Below are 13633 nucleotides of genomic sequence, written 5' to 3'. Positions count from 1 at the left end.
GCGGCGGCTCAAAGCCTTCAGTCGGGCTGGACGGGATTGGCGGCCGACCGCACGGCGGCGCACCCGGGGGACAGCCTGACCATCGTCATCGTTGAAATGAGCAGCGCCGCTGCCTCGGCGCAGTCGGGATCGCAGCGGGACACCCGGCTCGCCGGCTCGATCGGGGCGGGCGGACGGGTCGAGGAGTCCGGCAATCTCGGCTTGCAAGGAGAGTACGAAGGGCGAGGCCAGCTGAACCGGTCTGGACGCCTCGTCGGCCAGATCGGCGCCACCGTCCAGGCAGTCCTGCCCAATGGCGACCTTCGGATCGCTGGGAGCCAGACGCTGCAAATCGACGGAGAGCGCACATCAATCCGCTTGACCGCTCGGGTGCGCCGAGCCGACATCAGCGGCGACAATACGGTGCTGTCCTCCCGTCTGGCGGATGCAGAGATCGTCTATGACGGCGACGGCTCTCTATCGCGAAGCGGTTCGCCGGCCCTGTTGAATCGCATTATGTCCTTCTTGGGTCTCTCATGAGTCGCGTGGCCATCCTCATCCTCGCCGGCCTGGTCACGGCGTTTGCCGGTCCGGTGGACGCCCAATCCGTGCAGTTGCGCGATCTTGGACGCATCCAGGGCTGGCGCGAAAGTCCGCTGGTTGGATACGGCATTGTCGCTGGCCTGACCGGCACCGGGGATTCGCCACGCAACCCGATCACTCAACGCGCCTTGGCCAACGCCTTGGGCCGGCTTGGATCCAACCTGTCCCCGGAGCAGGTTCGCAGCCGCAATGTGGCGGTCGTTATGGTGACCGGCGTCTTGCCTCCGTCTGCCAACGCTGGCGACCGGATCGACGTCAACGTCACCTCGATCGGCGACGCGCGCAGCCTGTCCGGCGGGGTGCTGCTGATGACGCCGCTGGCGGGTCCCGACCAGCGCCCCTACGCCGTCGCGCAGGGACCGTTAGTGGTTGGCGGATACCAGTTTTCGAGCCAGGACAACGCCGAACAGCGCAACGTCCCCACGGCGGGGGTGATCAGCGGCGGTGCAACGATCGAGGTCGCCACCGAAGCCCGCACCCTCGACGACAATGGACAGTTGGTGTTTGTCCTGCGCGAACCCAGCTTCATCAACGCCGTCCGGATCGCGGACGCGATCAACGCCTCCGGCGCCGGGGCGCCGGCCTGGGTGGCCGACGCGGACATGGTGCGGGTCGACACTCGTGCCGCGCCGGACGTGTTCCGGCTGGTCGCCCTGATCGAGGCGCTGCCCGTCGAGCCGGCCGGCCTCGCGCGAGTGGTGGTCAACGAGCGGACGGGAACGGTCGTCGCGGGCGGAGACGTGCGGATATCGAGCGTCGCCGTTTCCCAGGGCGACATCCACGTGTCGGTTCGGCAGCGCGAGGAAGGCTCCCAGCCGACCGTCTACGGCGGCCTCAATCCAGATCTCGCGGGCCTGGTGATCCGCAACACCTCGATCACGGTCGAGGAGGATCCGGGCGATGCGGTGATCACCTTCCCCAATACGACCATCAGCGATCTGATGGAGGGGCTTTCCCGCGCGGGCATCGATACGCGCGGAAAGATAGCCGTGCTGCAGGCCATCCGCGCCGCGGGCGCGCTGCACGCTGAAATCGTCGTCCAGTAGGAGCCCGACATGGACCCGATCACCGCCACCCTATTGATGAAAAGCCTGGACGGACTCTCCTTGCGGGCCGAGGCGAACGCCCAGAACATCGCCAACGCCGGCACCCCCGGCTACCGGCCGGTGCGCGTCTCCTTCGAGGACGCGCTGACCGCTGCGGCGCGAGAAGGGCCGGCCGCTCTCGCCGCAGTTCAGCCCTCCCTGGTCCCGGACGCGACCTTTGGAGCGGGCGACGCCCTGAGACTCGATCTCGAGATGGCGGACGCCGCCGCGACCGCAGGCCGATACGCCGCCCTCGTGGAGTTGCTGAACCGGCATGCGCAGATTTCGGCGCTCGCCGTTGGGGGGAGCCGTTGATGGATCCGATGCAGATCAGCCGCACCGGTCTCGACGTCGAATGGCGGCGCATGGAGGTGATCGCCGCCAACCTGGCCAATCTCAATACGACGCGCACGGCCCTCGGCGAGCCTTACCAGCCGCTCCGCCTGGTTTCCGGGCCCCGAATGGACTTCAACGCCCATCTGGCCGCAGGCGCAGGCCTGACAGGCGTTCAGGTGTACGGCGTGGAGCCAACGACCGAGCCCGCCCGCCGTGTCTATGAGCCGTCTCATCCGCACGCGGACGCCGACGGCTACGTGCGCTACCCCGCCCTCGATCACGCGACGGAAATGACCCTGCTGCTCCAGACGGCCCGGGCCTACGAGGCGAATTTGATGGCGCTCTCGGCAGGGCGTCAGATGTACGCCAAGGCCCTCGAGATCGGGCGCCGCTGATGACCGCGCCCGTGGACCCGGTCGCCTTGGGCGTCCTGCCGAGCCTCTCGCCGGACGGCGCCTCGGCCGCGCCGGCGACCGGACTGTCCTTTACCCGGCTGATGTCCGAGGGGGTCGAACAGACCAACGCCAAATTGCTTGAGGCGGATCGTTTGACCCGGGCCTTTGCGCTCGGTGAGGACATCCCCGTTCATCAGGTGACCTTCGCGCTCGAGCAGGCGCGGCTGTCCTTTGAACTGATGAACCAGGTCCGGACCCGTCTCATCGAAAGTTATCAGGAAATCCTGCGGATGCAGGTCTAGGTCCAGTTCGCGTCATGAGTCTGATTGATCGTATCCGGGCTCAACCCGCTGGCGTGCAGATCGCCGCAGCCGGCGCCGCGGCCCTTCTAATCGCAATGCTTCTTGCGCTGGCCTGGTTCGCCATGCGTCCGAAATACGATGTCCTGTTCAGTGACCTGCGTCCGGCTGATGCCGCCACGATTGTCGCGGCGCTTGAGAAGGACAATATCCCGCACAGGATCGATGATGGAGGCGCCACCATCCTCGCGCCAGCCGCGCAGGTGGACGAAATCCGTCTCGGCATTATGGGCGCGGATCTGCCGCTGAAGGGCACGGTCGGCTTCGAACTGTTCAACAAGTCGGACATGGGCCTGACGGAGTTCGCCCAGCGCATCAATTATCAGCGCGCCCTTCAAGGCGAACTGGCCCGCACGATCATGACGATTGAGGCAGTGGATACGGCCCGCGTTCATCTGACCCTTCCCGAACCGTCCATTTTCCGCGCTGATCGCAGGCCCGCGGAGGCTTCGGTTACGCTCACCACCCGCCCTGGGCGAACTCTGACGCCTGAAACCGTTCTGGGAATCCAGCGACTCGTTGGGGCCGCCGCGCCTGATCTGGACCCCGCGAACGTAGTCGTCCTTGATGCTCGGGGCGCGCTTGTGGCTGGCGGCCCGGTGCCGATTGATTCCGCGCTGGCCGATACACCGGCCGACCTCCAGCAAATCGGGGCCATCGAGCAGTATTATACCGCCGCCGTCCGGCGAGCGCTCGAGCCTCTGTACCCAGGGGTGCGGGTAGCTGCGCTCGTCCCTGCGGACCAGTGGGCGGCCGTCGGGTCGGCCGCTCGTGACGAGGCCATCGACCGCTGGCGTCCCGACAGCCGTGACTTCCGATTGCAGATCTCCGTTTCAGCGCCCCGGGGCTTCAATGACACCCAGCGCGACGACATCGGCCGGATCGTCATCGCGGAGACAGGCTGGGCGGCTGAGCGTGGTGACGTCCTGGTGTTTCCCGAATGGGCGGCGGAGCCGCAGCTCAGCGAGCCCGCAGCGGCCACGCCCGAGGCAGTGTCCGCCCTTGAGCCAACGCCCGCCCCACTGGACCGCACTTCGGCTCGCCTGCCCTTCGCCTGGGCAGCCGCTGCGGTCGCGACGATCGTAACCCTGGCGCTGGTCCTGTTCAGACGACGCGCCCCGGCGCGCGGGACGCTCTCCGCGGACGAACGTGAGGCATATGTCCGACGCCTGAGACGCCTGCTGGCCGAGGAGGGTGGCCATGTCCGCTAGCGGCTCGAACCGAGCGCTCCGCGCACTGGTGGCGGAACTCGCCGAACTGGGCGACCGCGACCTGAAAGCCATTCTGGTTGACCTTGATGCCGGCGAGCGGGACTGTCTGCTCGAACTGATGGCCGAATACCGTGATGGCGGAGGAAATCCAGAGGGCGCCCAGGGCCCGGACCTGGCGCTGAGCGACTGGTTGACCGGCCGGTTGAGAGAGAAGGTTTCCTCAGGGATGACAACCTTCGCCGCAGAGGCGCTGCGACAGTCGGCGACCAGCATGGGCTGGCGCGCTGGCGCGCCGGCGGCCCTTACGAAGCGCGGCCTGCCTGCGTGGTTGGGTCGGCGGCCATGAGTGCGGTGATCAAGTCCGGATTGGCCGAAGCCGGATTTCATATCCGCGAACTTGCATCTGATCCCCCACCCCACAGACCTTCGGCTGAGGGGCGGCGTATCGTCGAGCTGGAGCAGCACCTCGAGGCGGCCACATCCGAACTAGCTGAGCTGCGCCGCCAGCAGGCTCAGACCGAAGCCGCCATCACCAAGGCCCGGAGCGAAGGGTATGAGGCGGGCCTCGCAGAAGGAGACCAGATCGCCCAAGATCGGCTCGGAGCTCTCGAAGAGACGTTATCCCAAGCTGCAGCCGCAGCGGTGGTGGCTTTCACCGCCAGTTTGACACGTCTCGAAGAGGCCAGCGGCGAACTGGCGGCCATCGCCCTGGAACGGATCGTCGGCGATGTCGGTTCGCGACAGGACCTCATTGTGGAAACCGTACGCCGGGCGGTCGGCACGCTCTCGGCCGACGCAGTCGTCCGAATTGAAGTCTCCAACCTAGACTTTCCCGACCTTGAGCGGCTGACGGCCATCGCTCCGGAAGGCTGTGCCGTGCGCGCCCCGGCGGAACTTCCCTCCGGCGCCTGCCGTGTTCGACTGAAAATGGGCGAAGTCGACCTAGATCTGGACGGGCAGGTCAGTCGCCTGCAGGCCCTGCTTGATCCCGCCAGGCCTGTCGCGCTGTGACCGCGGCCGCCCGGATCGCCAAACGCCTTCGGAGCTTCGAACCTGGGTTGCGCACGGGCCGGGTCACGCGGATTTCATCGACTTACATCGAAGCCGACGGACCGGACGCCTCCATTGGAGCTCTTTGTGCGATAGATCATCCTCACGGCGAGGCCCTGGCCACCCTAGTCTCTGTAGACGCGTGCCGGGCGGTGCTGGCTCCGCTTGATCCGATCGGCCCGGCTCGTCTTGGCGATCGCGTAAGACTGGTGGGTGCCTCAACTCGGCCGGGTGGCGGGGATGGCTTCGCGGGGCGCCTTGTCGACGGCTTGGGCCGTCCGCTCGATGGCGGTCATCCCATTATCGCGACGCCTTCGAACTTCGCCCGGATTGCGGCGCTGCAGCGCGTTACGCCCCAAGAAGCCGTGGTTACCGGGATTCGCGCTATTGATGGCCTCCTCCCCCTCGCCCGCGGACAGCGGATCGGGATCTTCGCCGCGCCCGGTGTGGGCAAGACAACGCTCTTGGGCCAGCTTGCAGCGCAGGTCATTGCGGACCGCTGCGTCATCTGCCTCGTCGGCGAGCGGGGTCGGGAGGTCGAATCCCTGTGGTCTTCAGGCCTGACCGCGGATGCCCGCAGTCGCACAGCCCTGGTCGCCTCCACATCGGACGAGACCGCCGCGATGCGGGTGCAGGCCGTCGAGCAGGGCCTGGAAATCGCCGCGGACTGGCGAGCGCACGGCCACCATGTCCTTCTGCTGCTGGACTCCGCCACCCGTTACGCGATGGCCTTGCGGGAGATCGGTCTGGCGGCAGGCGAGCCGCCCACGATCCGTGCCTACACGCCCGGCGTGTTCGCGGCGTTGCCCCGTCTGGTCGAGCGGTGCGGGGCCATTCGCGACGGTGGAGCCATTACGGCGGTCATGACCGTTCTGAGCGAGACTGACGATGTCGACGATCCGATCACGGAAGTGATGAAATCGCTTCTCGACGGCCACATCATCCTGTCCCGACGGATCGCCGAACAGGGTCGCTATCCGGCGGTCGACCTGCCGCGCAGCGTGAGCCGACTGGCCGAGAAGGTTATGACGGTCGAGCATCGCGATCTGGCGCGGCAGGCAATGGCTTCGATCGGGAATTACGAGAGCGCCCGAACCCTCATCGACGCTGGTGTCTATGCGACCGGCTCCAATATGGAGACCGACGCCGCCATCCGGCAGCGTCCGGCGCTTGAGGCCTTTCTCGATCAGGCTGACGGCCGGCCCGAGCATCCCGACGCGACTCTTGCCGCGCTGCGCGACGCGCTGAGGAGTTGACATGAGCCGCCGCACCCTCGCCGATGCCCGCCAGGCTCTTATGGTCCGAAGACTCCAGCAGGAAGCGGCGCTGCACAAGCTCCGAGCTCAACAGCAGCGCGTCCAGGCGGCGCACGGCAATCTGGACCAGTCTATCGACAAGCATCTTCTCAGCGAGGAAGCTTGGGGCGCCTCGCTGGACCATATCAAAGATGCCGGGATGATCGGTCTGTGGCGAACGCACACGATCACACTGCGGAACGAGGTTCGAGCCGCCGAACTCGGCTTGGCTGAAGAAACCGCCTCAATGTCTGACCTTCATCTCGTCTGGGGCCATCAAACAAGACTGGCTGAAGCGGTGCAGGGTGTTGTCCGAACGGCCTTTCGGAAGGTTCAGCGCATCGAGGATGAGCGTCGCCTGGGTGCAGCTGAGGATGCCCGGCTTGCCCGGAGGACCGAGGGATGAAGATCGAACCGCGGCTCGTCCACTTTCCCGTCCCGTCGATCGCGGCTGACAAATCCGTTGGGGGCGGGTTCGGCCTTCTCATGTCCCCCGCGTCGCCGATTGACAGTAATGCCTGTGCAGTGAGCTTTCAGGCCCGGGGCATGTTCGGTCGTCACGGCGCGACGGCGACAGACCGGGCCGGGGGGCAGAACCTGATCCTGACGATTCCCCCGCTTCCTCAAGCGGAGACGCCGCGTCCGCCACCTGAGTCCGCCCCAAATGAGCCGACGCCATCATCGGCCTCACGCTTCCAAAGCCTGCGATTGCCCGAGCCTCCTCCCCGCCCTGAGGCGACGGCCTTGGCCGAGAAACGGGGGCGCCCCGACGCCGGCATGGCCGGAATGGTGTCGAAAGCGGGCGAACGCAGTCGCGCCGCCAGGCCCGAAGGAAGCAGTGCGGCTCGCCCGCGGCCGATGCCGCCCTCTCCCCACGTCACGAGGCGGGTCAGTCTCGCCCCGACGGACGAACCTGACGCGGCCGCCCTGATCGTCCGCGCCCTTGATCTGGATCCCCAGGAGATCGCCGAATTCCGCATCCGCGCGCAGGCGCTCCTGCGGGATCGCGGGTTAGCGCTCGACAAAGTCCGCATCAATGGCGAGGATCACCCTGTAGTTGATGCCTCCGGGGGGAGATCACAAGCATGGCGCTAGCGCCCATCAGCAGCGGCGGCTCGACGCAAGGCGCCTTCGGTCTGGATTTTCAGGCGCTGCTGAGCATCATCCTGACACAGCTGACCTATCAGGACCCCCTGAAACCCGTCGACAATTTCCAGTTCGTCTCACAGCTCGCGCAGTTTTCGCAACTTCAACAGAGTCAGACGCTCAACGACCAGATTTCCAGTCTCCTCGCGGCGCAAGGCGCCAGTCAGGCCACCAGTCTTCTCGGGCGAACCATCGACTTCACCGTGAGCGGAACGACGTTGTCCGGGGAGGTCGAGGGCGTTTCCTTCACGTCCGGCGAACCTACCGTCACCATCCGGACGTCAAACGACCAGGTCATTTCAGGCGTCTCGATCGCCGACATCGGCAACGTCAGACTCTAGCGGGAGAAGAGCCAATGCTTGGAGCTATCTACATCGGGCTGAGCGGTATGAACGCCTTCTCGCGCGGACTGCAGGCCATCAGCAACAACGTCGCCAACCTCAACTCGCCTGGATACAAGGCGTCGACAGTTTCCTTCAGCGACGCCTTCAACATCGGCGGACTCGGCTCCTCCTATTCGGGCCGAAATAACCAGTTTCACGGCGCCGGCGTCCGCTTCGGGGCGCAGACCATCGACTTCACCCAGGGTGATATGCGTCAGTCGGGCGGGGATCTCGATCTCGCCGTTCAGGGCGCCGGTTTCCTGGTGCTGAGTCGTGACGGACGGACCTACTACGCCCGCACCGGTCAGTTCGCCGTCGACGACGCCGGTTTCATTTCCCTGCAGGGCAGTGACTATCATCTGAACCTTCTCAACGCCTCCGGTCAGGCCACCGCGATCAACATCGATCAACTCCGGACCAACCCGCCTTCGATCACGCGGAACGTATCGTTTGGCGGCAACCTCTCCACCGGTTCGACCGAAGCCGTCATATCCGATATCGCCGTCTATGACGCGCGGGGCACGCGTCACGTCTGGAAGGTTACGCTCAAGCCTTCGGACGAGACGCCGGCGGTTCCCAACAAATGGTCTGTCACGGTGACAGACGAGACCGGCGCCGTCGTAGGTGAGGAGCAGTCGCTGCAGTTCAATCTGGCCGGAGATGTTTCCGACCCATCCGCTCTCACCTTCTCGTATGAATCCGAAAACGGGGAACAGATCGACGTGGAGCTCGACTTCAAGGATGTCGACAATTTTTCATCGGGAACGACGTCGACAATCCGGGTCGCATCTTCCGACGGCAACGGCGTGGGCACTCTGACCGGCGTGACCATCACAGAGGATGGCCATGTCAAGCTGACCTACTCCAACTCGAAAACCGAAGATCTCGGGGCGGTCGCCTTGGCGTCCTTCCGGGATCCTCAGGCTCTGGAACGCCTGGGGGACGGTCTGTTCCGCAACAACGGCGCCCCGGCGGGTCTCTTCGCCAGCAAGAACGACGGGATGGGTACTCTCGTCCCCCGACAGATCGAGGCGTCAAATGTCGATCTCGCTCAGCAATTCGGTGATCTGATCCTCGTGCAGCGGGGTTTTCAGGCCTCATCGCAGGTGGTCAGCATCTCGAATGACATGATCCAGCAATTGTTCGGAATCCGGGGCCAGGGTTGAGAACGGACGTTTGGGATTGGCTCCCGGACGGGGCGCTGGCCGCGCCCGAGGTTCTGGGTTTGATCGATGCGGCGATCGAGGACTGGAGCCTCCGATGGTTCCGGTCGTGGCGCCTCGTTCGACAGCGTCTGCAGTTTGAAGGGACTTCGCCGGCCGAGCCTGTAGTCGCCTCCGGATCTTGTGTGTTGATACGGGTCTTCACTGCGAATGTAGAGATCATCGCGGGACGTGCTCTCGACATAGATCTGGGGCGCCTGAACCAGACCAGCGACGACCAGGCGGTCGTGGGGGATTTCGGCGAGCGCATAGTCCTTGACCTCGTGCGAGCGCTTGACGCCGCGCTGGCGCCCCGCCGACCATCGACGGGCGACAGTTCAGGCGCGGTCGTTCTGGAATTGAGGGACGAAGAGGGTCGCAAGATCCTGCTGATCGAAACCACGCGCGCTGCGCTCGCGCAAACGAGGCGACGGTCCCTGAAACCCGATCCTGGCCTCCGGGCGCCGCTTCACACGATCGAAGCCGCCATTGCTGACGTTCCGGTGAAACTTCAGGCGAGGCTTGGGTCGTCTCTCGTCCCGATCGGAGAGGCTCGGAGATTGACCCCGGGTGATATCATCGTGCTGGATCATGCTCTCGACGAACCGCTCGATCTGGCTGGACCTGAAGGCACGCGCATCGCTTGTGCGACACTGGAGGATACGGCATCTCCACGTTCCTTGCGGCTACAGGCCGCGCCGAGGGACTCTCGCTGATGACCGCCCGGAAGACGGAGCTCACCCAGACATCGACTGCCGAGAAAGGCGCTACGGGGGCGCCACTCGTTGGTCTCGATTCCGCTGTTTTCAGCGACGTGAAAGTTAAGCTGGACGCCCAGCTCGGCAGCGTCACCATGAGCGTGCGCGAACTTTTGACGCTCAAGGCGGGGGAAATCGTCGCGCTCGAAACCGGTCTGGGAGACCTTGTGGAGCTGCAGATCAACGGCAGCTCAGTGGGCCGTGGCGAAATCGTAGCCGTGAACGATGCCTTCGGGGTCCGGATCGTCGAACTCGCGACCGGGCGATGAAGCGCGGGGTTGTCCTCCTGCTGGCGTTCGGGGGTGCGGCCTTGGCCTCTACCTCCGCTGTCGCGCAGACGCTCGGCAAGGGCGCTGACACTGATATTCCTTGGCTTCGACTCGGCGCGGCGCTTCTGCTATGCATCGGGCTCGCGGTTGGGGCGGCTTATGCCCTCAATCGACGCTTGAACGGCGCCGGCGGACCGCTGGGCCGACCAGATTTGACCAAGCTGCTCTCGACGCTCGTCGCCCCAGGCGGAGCCGGCTCAGCGCCCCGACTGAGCGACATCGAAACACGCCGTCTCTCGACCCAGGTGACGGTATCGGTATTTCGCTGCGATGGTCGGAGCTTCATGGTGACGGCGTCCGCCCAAGGTCATCTCGTTCTGGTCAGCCTTGACGAAGCCCTGGGAGAGGAACCGTGAGGGGCTGGAGGTTGGCGTTATTGGCGGTGGGGTTCGTCGCCTTCGCCGCCTCGGAAGCCTTGGCCGCGCCTGGCGCGGCGGCTGCGGCGGTCCAGACCGCCGACGTTATCCGCATCAGCCTGACCTTAACCTTGTTGGCGCTGATCCCGGCCCTCGCCATCTGCATGACCCCATTCATCCGGATCGTGATCACTCTCTCGATGATCCGCCACGCTTTCGGCATGCCCGAAACGCCTCCGAGCCCGGTGTTGGTCAGTCTGGCGCTGTTTCTCACCGCATTCGTGATGGGGCCGACGCTGTCGACCGTGAACACGCAGGCGCTACAGCCCTTTCTGGAAGGCGCACTCACTGTCGAGCAGGCGATCGACCGCGGGTCGGGGCCAATGAAGGCCTTCATGCTCAGGCAGGTCAGGGACGAGAATTTGCAGACTGTGTACGAGATTGCCCGGAAGCCGCTTCCGGACACGGCGGCTGAAGTGGGCCTCCCGGAGCTCACCACAGCATTCATGCTCCATGAACTGGGAACAGCCTTCAAGATCGGCTTTGTCATTCTCCTGCCATTCCTGCTGATCGACCTGGTTGTCGCCGGAATCCTTCTCTCGCTCGGGATGATGATGGTGCCGCCGACCAGCATCGCCCTGCCGATCAAGGTGCTCATGTTCGTCCTCATCGACGGCTGGAGCTTGGTCTTGGAGGGCGTGGTCGGGGGGTTTCGCTAGTTGACCCGGCCCTCCATCGAACCCGACGCGGACGACGGCCTCTGGCAATCGCTTGAGCGCGACCCCTCAGGACCGGCCCGGGTCCGCATTTTTGAGAAATATCTCCCCTTCTCGCGAAGGATCGCCGCCCGCGTTCGTCGCGAACGGCCCGGCGACGACCTGGACGTCGAGGATCTGCGACAGCACGCTGCGGAGGGCCTGCTCCAGGCGATCGACCGCTTCGATCCCGATCAGGGAACGCGATTCGAGGCCTTTGCCGCACGACGCATCGCCGGAAACGTGATCGATGGGATCGGTGCGTCCAGCGAAGGGCGGCGGCAAACTGCATTTCGCCGGCGCATAAGGACCGAACGCGCCCGATCATTGGCCACGAAAGATCCCGACAACCTGTCGACTACGGACGCACTTAAGGCCCTGACCGACCTGGCGGTCGATCTGGCGCTTGGCTTCATGCTCGACGACGCCGGCGACGCGGCCAATATCGAAAAGCAAGCGCGCAGTCCCAACGCCTACGAGAGCCTGGCCTGGTCAGACACCGTGCACAGGTTGGCGACGGCCGTCGGTTCGATGCCCGATCCCGAAGGGACCGTCATACGCCTCCACTACCTGGAAGGGCTGGAGTTCGCACGGATTGCCGATACGCTGTCGCTGGGACGCAGCCGAATCGCACAGATCCACGCTGCCGCCCTCCAGCGTCTTCGCAAACGCCTTCCCCGCTCGGAACAGCTCCATTTCTCAACGGTGACCGGATGACGACCCAAGCCTCGCAGGTCTGCCCTCAGCCGGAACTGGAGGCGCTCGTTGGACAGTTGGCGGAAGGAGCGGGTACCGACGCTATCGAGAAGGCCTTGCATCTCTACCCCACAGACCCTCGCCTGCTCTTTCTCTACGGCTCGACACTGGCGGGCGACCGGCGCTATCCGGAGGCCCGTATCGCCATGGGACAGGCGGTGGAGGCGGCGCCCGAGTTCTGGATCGCGCGCTTCCAGCTGGGATTTCTCGAATATACATCCGGGGAACCGGATTTGGCCGGCCTGACGTGGGCGCCCCTGACTGGACGGCCCGCTGACGACGCGTTGCGCCTCTTCGCCGAAGGCCTCATGCGTCTGCCGCTCGAAGACACTCCCGGCGCCATTAGCCTGATCCGGCGGGGAATAGCGACGAACATCGAAAATCCGGCGCTTAATCGAGACATGCAGCTCCTGATCGATGAACTGGACCGTTCTGCACCGCCCGACCCTGAACCGACCTCGGAGACGGATTTGCTGCTCCGTCAACTAGGCCAAGGCTCGCGGCGCTGACGGTCGAGATGGAGCCGATTTCCAACGTCGATCGCCTTGTCTCCTTGCTACGGCAGCGTCTGGAGGAGCGGGACAAGACGCGATCCTCTGTGAGACCAGGAAGCCGCACCCCTCAAAGGATCGCCACCGGCATCGCGGCGGCTCAAGCCCTGGCGGCCGTCGAGGATATCGACGACCGCCAGCTCCGGCGCGCGCTGATCCAAGGACTGCTGACGGACCAGTTCGGCGAACAGATGCTGAACGAACCGCGATTTCAGCAAATGGTGGATCGCGTAGTCGGCGCGATAGACGCCGACGCAACAGGGCGTGCGCTGCTTGACCGTCTCAGTCGAGATTTGCGTGCGGCAGCCAAACCGTAGTAGCGGCGGGCAAGACGGCGCGGCCTGACCCTTACCGCGCCGCACGTCGACTACGATATCCTGGTCTCGCGCATCCATTGAGCGACCTTCGCTCTCGGCGATGGTGTCGTGTCGATCGAGGGACCATCGTCATCGCTTTCAGCGGTCAGAGTACGCCTTGTTCGTACTCGTCACGCATCTCAGTCATCTCGAACAAGGAGCGATCCAAACTGGCTCGAAGTCGCTTAGCGGATGTTTCGGATTTGTCTGCTTGAAACGACTCTAACGCAGGCACCGGCGCTTCGACCTCGGTTCGCGCAGCAATGAGAAGAAAGGAGAGGCTTGGGTTTGGCGGGGGCAACGCCAAGTAGGTGTCGAGCATGCCCTTGGTGTTTCGGAGAAGACGGATCAGTCGGGGACCGTCGATGCCATCCACTGGTCGCTCCGCCAGCGTGCGGGCGCTCTCGGTCGCTTTAAGCGCGTCGGTGAACGCTTGTCGCCAGTCAGCTATTTCCTGAGCGTGGTCGGCGAGATCTTTGGTGCGCTGGGCCTGGAGGGAGGCTTCGTGACGCCTTGCCTCCGCATGACCAATCCACACTGCCGCTCCAATCGCGGCGATGCTCCCGAAAGCCTGCACCCAAGCAGCCATTTCTTGGCCAAGCCAGCCGCGGAAGTGGCCCACGACCATCAAGAACGCGACGACCGCGACCACGCCGAGTACGGCGCCGATCACTGACGAAAGCGGTCGGATGATGCTCCAGACGCGAGGCAGCATGGTCGTACGCTGC

Annotated in this window: 21 protein-coding genes; 20 read left to right on the top strand and 1 reads right to left on the bottom strand. The window is 64.9% G+C overall.

Annotation, left to right across the window (positions count from 1 at the left end; all coding sequences use genetic code 11):
• Nucleotides 1–36: 36 nt before the first annotated feature.
• Genes VEA98_RS11760 through VEA98_RS11665 form a run of 20 tightly spaced genes read left to right on the top strand, consistent with a single transcriptional unit; the run spans nt 37 to nt 12866 of the window.
• Nucleotides 37–519 (top strand): flagellar basal body L-ring protein FlgH, encoded by a 483-nt coding sequence (locus VEA98_RS11760; protein WP_324814529.1) that lies wholly within the window; start codon nt 37–39, stop codon nt 517–519.
• A 5-nt stretch (nt 520–524) separates the two neighbouring features.
• Nucleotides 525–1628, top strand: a complete 1104-nt coding sequence (gene flgI / locus VEA98_RS11755) for a flagellar basal body P-ring protein FlgI (protein ID WP_324814527.1) — start codon at nt 525–527, stop codon at nt 1626–1628.
• A 9-nt stretch (nt 1629–1637) separates the two neighbouring features.
• On the top strand, nt 1638–1982 hold the full coding sequence (locus tag VEA98_RS11750; protein ID WP_324814525.1) for a hypothetical protein: 345 nt from the start codon (nt 1638–1640) through the stop codon (nt 1980–1982).
• Nucleotides 1982–2398, top strand: a complete 417-nt coding sequence (flgC, locus tag VEA98_RS11745; RefSeq protein WP_324814523.1) for a flagellar basal body rod protein FlgC — start codon at nt 1982–1984, stop codon at nt 2396–2398. The genes VEA98_RS11750 and flgC overlap by 1 nt, the downstream gene beginning before the upstream one ends.
• 11 nt (nt 2399–2409) lie before the next feature.
• Nucleotides 2410–2700: a flagellar hook-basal body complex protein FliE gene (fliE, locus tag VEA98_RS11740; protein WP_324814522.1), complete on the top strand. Its 291-nt coding sequence runs from the start codon at nt 2410–2412 to the stop codon at nt 2698–2700.
• Between the two features lie 14 nt (nt 2701–2714).
• Nucleotides 2715–3968: a flagellar basal-body MS-ring/collar protein FliF gene (gene fliF, locus VEA98_RS11735; protein WP_324814519.1), complete on the top strand. Its 1254-nt coding sequence runs from the start codon at nt 2715–2717 to the stop codon at nt 3966–3968.
• Nucleotides 3958–4314 (top strand): hypothetical protein, encoded by a 357-nt coding sequence (locus VEA98_RS11730; protein WP_324814517.1) that lies wholly within the window; start codon nt 3958–3960, stop codon nt 4312–4314. The genes fliF and VEA98_RS11730 overlap by 11 nt, the downstream gene beginning before the upstream one ends.
• Entirely contained in the window at nt 4311–4979 is a 669-nt protein-coding gene (locus VEA98_RS11725; protein ID WP_324814514.1) for a hypothetical protein, read from the top strand. The genes VEA98_RS11730 and VEA98_RS11725 overlap by 4 nt, the downstream gene beginning before the upstream one ends.
• The gene (locus tag VEA98_RS11720) at nt 4976–6274 is read left to right on the top strand and encodes a FliI/YscN family ATPase (protein WP_324814511.1); all 1299 of its coding nucleotides are present in this window, start codon (nt 4976–4978) and stop codon (nt 6272–6274) included. Before VEA98_RS11725 ends, VEA98_RS11720 begins: the two co-directional genes overlap by 4 nt.
• 1 nt (nt 6275) lies before the next feature.
• Nucleotides 6276–6719 carry a hypothetical protein gene (locus VEA98_RS11715; protein WP_324814509.1) on the top strand — a complete coding sequence of 148 codons (444 nt, stop codon included), beginning with the start codon at nt 6276–6278 and terminating at the stop codon, nt 6717–6719.
• A complete protein-coding gene (locus VEA98_RS11710) occupies nt 6716–7408 on the top strand; it encodes a hypothetical protein (protein WP_324814506.1) in 693 nt (230 codons plus the stop codon). The genes VEA98_RS11715 and VEA98_RS11710 overlap by 4 nt, the downstream gene beginning before the upstream one ends.
• Complete coding sequence (locus VEA98_RS11705; RefSeq protein WP_324814503.1) at nt 7399–7800, top strand: flagellar hook assembly protein FlgD; 402 nt, start codon at nt 7399–7401, stop codon at nt 7798–7800. Before VEA98_RS11710 ends, VEA98_RS11705 begins: the two co-directional genes overlap by 10 nt.
• A 14-nt stretch (nt 7801–7814) precedes the next feature.
• Nucleotides 7815–9008: a flagellar hook-basal body complex protein gene (locus VEA98_RS11700; RefSeq protein ID WP_324814500.1), complete on the top strand. Its 1194-nt coding sequence runs from the start codon at nt 7815–7817 to the stop codon at nt 9006–9008.
• A complete protein-coding gene (locus VEA98_RS11695) occupies nt 9005–9760 on the top strand; it encodes a FliM/FliN family flagellar motor switch protein (protein ID WP_324814498.1) in 756 nt (251 codons plus the stop codon). Before VEA98_RS11700 ends, VEA98_RS11695 begins: the two co-directional genes overlap by 4 nt.
• On the top strand, nt 9760–10071 hold the full coding sequence (locus VEA98_RS11690; protein ID WP_324814496.1) for a FliM/FliN family flagellar motor switch protein: 312 nt from the start codon (nt 9760–9762) through the stop codon (nt 10069–10071). Before VEA98_RS11695 ends, VEA98_RS11690 begins: the two co-directional genes overlap by 1 nt.
• Complete coding sequence (locus VEA98_RS11685) at nt 10068–10487, top strand: hypothetical protein (RefSeq protein ID WP_324814494.1); 420 nt, start codon at nt 10068–10070, stop codon at nt 10485–10487. Before VEA98_RS11690 ends, VEA98_RS11685 begins: the two co-directional genes overlap by 4 nt.
• Nucleotides 10488–10498: 11 nt before the next feature.
• Complete coding sequence (gene fliP, locus VEA98_RS11680; protein WP_324814492.1) at nt 10499–11206, top strand: flagellar type III secretion system pore protein FliP; 708 nt, start codon at nt 10499–10501, stop codon at nt 11204–11206.
• A complete protein-coding gene (locus tag VEA98_RS11675; protein WP_324814490.1) occupies nt 11207–11959 on the top strand; it encodes a sigma-70 family RNA polymerase sigma factor in 753 nt (250 codons plus the stop codon).
• Nucleotides 11956–12507: a hypothetical protein gene (locus VEA98_RS11670; RefSeq protein ID WP_324814487.1), complete on the top strand. Its 552-nt coding sequence runs from the start codon at nt 11956–11958 to the stop codon at nt 12505–12507. Before VEA98_RS11675 ends, VEA98_RS11670 begins: the two co-directional genes overlap by 4 nt.
• An 8-nt stretch (nt 12508–12515) precedes the next feature.
• On the top strand, nt 12516–12866 hold the full coding sequence (locus VEA98_RS11665) for a hypothetical protein (protein ID WP_324814485.1): 351 nt from the start codon (nt 12516–12518) through the stop codon (nt 12864–12866).
• Nucleotides 12867–13011: 145 nt separating this feature from the next.
• Here VEA98_RS11665 and VEA98_RS11660 read toward each other — a convergent pair whose 3' ends face one another.
• Nucleotides 13012–13620, bottom strand: a complete 609-nt coding sequence (locus VEA98_RS11660; protein ID WP_324814482.1) for a hypothetical protein — start codon at nt 13618–13620, stop codon at nt 13012–13014.
• Nucleotides 13621–13633 lie beyond the last annotated feature (13 nt).

Source organism: Brevundimonas sp., assembly GCF_035627055.1.
GTDB lineage: Bacteria > Pseudomonadota > Alphaproteobacteria > Caulobacterales > Caulobacteraceae > Brevundimonas.
The sequence above is the reverse complement of the archived record's forward strand: the minus strand, read 5'-3'. Positions and strand labels throughout refer to the sequence as shown.

What these genes read in the sequence shown, in the direction of transcription:
- VEA98_RS11660 (WP_324814482.1), bottom strand. Translation starts at nt 13,620, where the DNA reads ATGCTGCCTCGCGTCTGGAGCATCATCCGACCGCTTTCGTCAGTGATC.
- VEA98_RS11670 (WP_324814487.1), top strand. Translation starts at nt 11,956, where the DNA reads ATGACGACCCAAGCCTCGCAGGTCTGCCCTCAGCCGGAACTGGAGGCG.
- flgC (WP_324814523.1), top strand. Translation starts at nt 1,982, where the DNA reads ATGGATCCGATGCAGATCAGCCGCACCGGTCTCGACGTCGAATGGCGG.
- VEA98_RS11730 (WP_324814517.1), top strand. Translation starts at nt 3,958, where the DNA reads ATGTCCGCTAGCGGCTCGAACCGAGCGCTCCGCGCACTGGTGGCGGAA.
- VEA98_RS11725 (WP_324814514.1), top strand. Translation starts at nt 4,311, where the DNA reads ATGAGTGCGGTGATCAAGTCCGGATTGGCCGAAGCCGGATTTCATATC.
- VEA98_RS11710 (WP_324814506.1), top strand. Translation starts at nt 6,716, where the DNA reads ATGAAGATCGAACCGCGGCTCGTCCACTTTCCCGTCCCGTCGATCGCG.
- VEA98_RS11715 (WP_324814509.1), top strand. Translation starts at nt 6,276, where the DNA reads ATGAGCCGCCGCACCCTCGCCGATGCCCGCCAGGCTCTTATGGTCCGA.
- fliF (WP_324814519.1), top strand. Translation starts at nt 2,715, where the DNA reads ATGAGTCTGATTGATCGTATCCGGGCTCAACCCGCTGGCGTGCAGATC.
- VEA98_RS11665 (WP_324814485.1), top strand. Translation starts at nt 12,516, where the DNA reads ATGGAGCCGATTTCCAACGTCGATCGCCTTGTCTCCTTGCTACGGCAG.
- VEA98_RS11705 (WP_324814503.1), top strand. Translation starts at nt 7,399, where the DNA reads ATGGCGCTAGCGCCCATCAGCAGCGGCGGCTCGACGCAAGGCGCCTTC.
- VEA98_RS11750 (WP_324814525.1), top strand. Translation starts at nt 1,638, where the DNA reads ATGGACCCGATCACCGCCACCCTATTGATGAAAAGCCTGGACGGACTC.
- VEA98_RS11690 (WP_324814496.1), top strand. Translation starts at nt 9,760, where the DNA reads ATGACCGCCCGGAAGACGGAGCTCACCCAGACATCGACTGCCGAGAAA.
- VEA98_RS11685 (WP_324814494.1), top strand. Translation starts at nt 10,068, where the DNA reads ATGAAGCGCGGGGTTGTCCTCCTGCTGGCGTTCGGGGGTGCGGCCTTG.
- VEA98_RS11700 (WP_324814500.1), top strand. Translation starts at nt 7,815, where the DNA reads ATGCTTGGAGCTATCTACATCGGGCTGAGCGGTATGAACGCCTTCTCG.